Raw genomic sequence first — 3637 nt, forward strand, 5'->3', positions numbered from 1 at the left:
TATAACACCTTTCCAGAAAAAGGAAAGAGGGTTGAGTATTTGATTTTACGAATTTTTAACACAAATCACTTATTTTACGCTCGCTGAAATTTAAGTTAAGTCAGATTAAAGCGTTTTTTATAAATACTATATATATTCATCGGGTTAATATTTATATCGCGCGACGGCGGTTAACGGTGATTGAGGCCTCCCCCCGGCGCAGGTATAGTACCCTCCTCAGTTGTAGCCGGAGGATGTCCATGAACCCTGACGACAAATCTTATTTTCTTGACGCCATGGAGGATGTCCAGCCCCTGAAGCGCGGCCCGGATATTCACTGGCAGCCGAGCCGCAATACGCGGGTGCGCGAGAAGGTAGATAGTGAACAGCTGGATAACTTCCTGACGCTGGGTTTTCTTGAACTGGTGCCCCTTGACGAGCCTCTGGCGTTCCGGCGCGATGGGGTACAGCAGGGCGTTATCGATAAGCTGCGATCGGGTAAATACCCCCGCCAGGCCAGCTTAAATCTCCTGCGCCAGCCCGCCGAACGCTGCCGTCAGATGCTGTTTTCGTTTATTCGCCAGGCCGGGCGCGACGGGTTACGTAACCTGATTATCATTCATGGGAAAGGGCGCGAGCAGAGCTCACATGCGAATGTCGTGCGCAGCTATCTGGCGCGCTGGTTGACCGAGTTCGGGGAAGTGCAGGCTTTCTGCGAGGCGCTGCCGCATCACGGCGGCAGCGGGGCATGCTATGTCTCGCTGCGCAAATCCGATGAAGCGAAACAGGAGAACTGGGAGCGGCACGCCAAGCGCAGCCGCTAATGAGAGCGGGCGAGACACTCGCCCGCCGGTGACTCAGAAGGTTTCCCAGTTGCTGTCGGCAGACGCGCTTGTCGTTGCCGGTCGCAACAGCTGTGGCGTTTTCACATTCGTCGGGCGCGGGGCGACCGCTTTCTCTTTTCCGTTCAGACGAAACGCGGCGACGGCCTGACGCAGCTGTTCGGACTGATCTTCCAGCGCCGCCGCCGCCGTGGCGGATTGCTGCACCAGCGCGGCGTTTTGCTGCGTCACGCTGTCCATCTGCGAAACGGCCAGACTTACCTGCTCAATTCCCCGGCTCTGCTCGTCAGACGCAGAGGAAATCTCACCCATAATATCGGTCACGCGGGTGACGGCGGCGACAATCTCTTTCATGGTGGAGCCGGCCTCGCTGACCTGCTCAGAACCGGTATTTACCCGGCTGACTGAGTTTTCGATAAGCCCTTTGATCTCTTTCGCCGCCTGCGCGCTGCGGCTTGCCAGCGTACGGACTTCACCTGCGACCACCGCAAAACCGCGACCCTGCTCCCCGGCGCGGGCGGCTTCCACCGCTGCGTTAAGTGCCAGAATGTTGGTCTGGAATGCGATACTGTCAATCACGCCGGTAATATGCGCAATTTGCTGCGAACTGTCGGCAATTTCGGTCATGGTGCGAACCACGTTATCCACCACGTGACCGCCGCGCGCCGCCGTTTCTGAAGCATTCTTCGCCAGCAGGGTCGCCTGACGGGCGTTATCGGAGTTCTGTTTAACCGTCGCCGTCAGCTCTTCCATGCTGGCGGCGGTCTCTTCGAGCGAGGCTGCCTGCTGCTCGGTACGGGCGGAAAGATCGTTACTTCCTGCGGCAATTTCGCCTGCACCGGTGTAGATGGAATCGGTGCTGCCGCGTACGGCGCTGACGGTGGTCACCAGCGATTGCTGCATTTCATGCAGACCGGCGGCCAGCTGGCCCATCTCATTGCGGCCAGAGAGAGTGATTTCCTGCGTCAGATCGCCCCCGGCAATCGCGCGAATATGGTTCATAATGGTGTTGAGTGGTTTTAACAACAGGTGTTGTAAACCCTGCCAGATGACCACCAGTACCGCGATAACGGCCAGCAAGATAGCCGCCAGTGTCCATTGCATCTGCGTGAAGCTGCTCTGATTCTCTTCGGCGGCGGCTTTCAGCAGAGTGTTGTTTTCGGCGCGCCAGCGGTTATAGACCGCTTCCATATCGTCCTGCGCCTGTTGCGCGTCCAGATCGCCATAGGCCTGGTAGTTGTCGGCACGCAGATACTCAATCGACAAACGCATCACTTCGTGCATCTGGTTCCAGGACTTCTGCATCTCGTCGGTCAATGCCGCGTTCTGGCCGTTAACCTGCGGCAGTTTTTGCCACGCTTTGTTATAGGCTTCGGCTTTTGCCAGCGAGTCACCTGCGGTGCCGAGCAGTTTATTGATCGCCGCAAGGGATGCCGGATCGCGCTGATTTTTCAGGTAGCGGATCGCCACGCGGGTCACGGTGACGCGTGTTTTCACCAGCGTGTTCACGCTGTCGCTCAGGCTTTCCTGCTGAGCGTTGAGCACACCGGAATTCTGGAAGTTATGGCGATCGTTACTGACGGCAGAGTAGAACAACCCTCCCGTGACAACTTGCAACAGACAGAATATGGTGAGGGCAAAGATAATACCGGTAATCACGTGCAGATTTTTCAGCATAGCGGTCGTCCGTTAGAGAAGATGCAGGGTTTCTTCAATACTATCGTCGTAGAGAATTTAAACTTTAATTTAACTCGCGCTTAACTCAGGGGCCCGTGAGGGAACCTGTTGTAAACCCGGATCATTTTTTATGAGGAAGGTCAACATGAGCAGTATTGATAAAAGCGGGACGTACGCGCTCGGAACGCGAACGGTTAAACGACTGGGCTATGGTGCGATGCAGCTGGCCGGGCCGGGCGTCTTTGGGCCGCCGAAGGATAAAAATGCCGCGCTGGAGGTGTTACGTGAAGCCGTGGCGGCGGGGGTAAACCACATTGATACCAGTGATTTTTATGGCCCTCATGTGACTAACCAGCTGATCCGCGAGGCGCTTCATCCGTACCGGGACGATCTGACGATTGTGACCAAAATTGGCGCCCGTCGCGACAGCAAAGGCGCCTGGCTACCGGCCTTTTCCGCACAGGAGCTGACGCAGGCGGTGCATGACAACCTGCGTAATCTGCAGCTGGATGTGCTGGACGTGGTGAATCTGCGGATCATGTTTAGCGCGCACGGGCCGGCGGAAGGATCGATTGCTGAACCGCTTTCCACCCTAGCAGAGCTCCAGCAGCAGGGGCTGGTGCGCCATATTGGCCTGAGCAACGTCACGGCCACTCAGGTTGCGGAAGCGCAGAAGATGGTGCCGGTAGTGTGCGTGCAGAACATGTACAACATTGTAAACCGGGGGGACGATGCGCTGGTGGATCTGCTGGCGCAGCAGGGGATTGCGTATGTGCCATTCTTCCCGTTAGGCGGCTTTACGCCACTGCAATCTTCCGGGCTGCAGGCGGTCGCCGACTCGCTGGGCGCAACGCCAATGCAGGTTGCGCTGGCATGGCTGCTGCAACGTTCCCCGAATATCCTGCTGATCCCGGGCACTTCGTCCGTGGCGCATCTGCGGCAAAACCTCGCGGCGGGCGAACTGCAGCTGCCGCCTGATGCACTGGAAACATTGAATACGCTGATGGACTGATCGTCACAGGCGCGAAGCCCGACATGTGCTTTTGGGCTTTGCGCCTTTTAAATCTCCTGACACTTCAACGCGTTTGGGTTCGCTTCCGGAAATGACCTTGATCCCTTGCCATAATCCGTAATACTGT

At 56.8% G+C, this 3637-nt stretch carries 3 protein-coding genes; 2 read left to right on the plus strand and 1 reads right to left on the minus strand.

Going from position 1 to position 3637, the window contains the following annotated elements; translation table 11 throughout:
- The first annotated feature begins 239 nt into the window (after positions 1-239).
- Entirely contained in the window at positions 240-803 is a 564-nt protein-coding gene (gene smrA, locus C5687_RS23645; RefSeq protein ID WP_025758579.1) for a DNA endonuclease SmrA, read from the plus strand.
- Between the two features lie 33 nt (positions 804-836).
- On the opposite strand, the gene tcp is transcribed toward smrA, so the two are convergent.
- Positions 837-2498: a methyl-accepting chemotaxis citrate transducer gene (tcp, locus tag C5687_RS23650; RefSeq protein ID WP_025758580.1), complete on the minus strand. Its 1662-nt coding sequence runs from the start codon at positions 2496-2498 to the stop codon at positions 837-839.
- A gap of 145 nt (positions 2499-2643) precedes the next feature.
- Between tcp and C5687_RS23655 the strand changes: the two genes are divergently transcribed.
- Positions 2644-3510, plus strand: coding sequence for an aldo/keto reductase family oxidoreductase (locus C5687_RS23655; protein ID WP_047958414.1), 867 nt, complete (start codon positions 2644-2646; stop codon positions 3508-3510).
- The last annotated feature ends 127 nt before the right edge of the window (positions 3511-3637 follow it).

The sequence above is a fragment of the Enterobacter sichuanensis genome (assembly GCF_002939185.1).
GTDB lineage: Bacteria > Pseudomonadota > Gammaproteobacteria > Enterobacterales > Enterobacteriaceae > Enterobacter > Enterobacter sichuanensis.

Excerpts from the sequence above, each read along its gene's own strand:
- smrA (WP_025758579.1), top strand. The coding sequence starts at position 240 with ATGAACCCTGACGACAAATCTTATTTTCTTGACGCCATGGAGGATGTC.
- tcp (WP_025758580.1), bottom strand. The coding sequence starts at position 2,498 with ATGCTGAAAAATCTGCACGTGATTACCGGTATTATCTTTGCCCTCACC.
- C5687_RS23655 (WP_047958414.1), top strand. The coding sequence starts at position 2,644 with ATGAGCAGTATTGATAAAAGCGGGACGTACGCGCTCGGAACGCGAACG.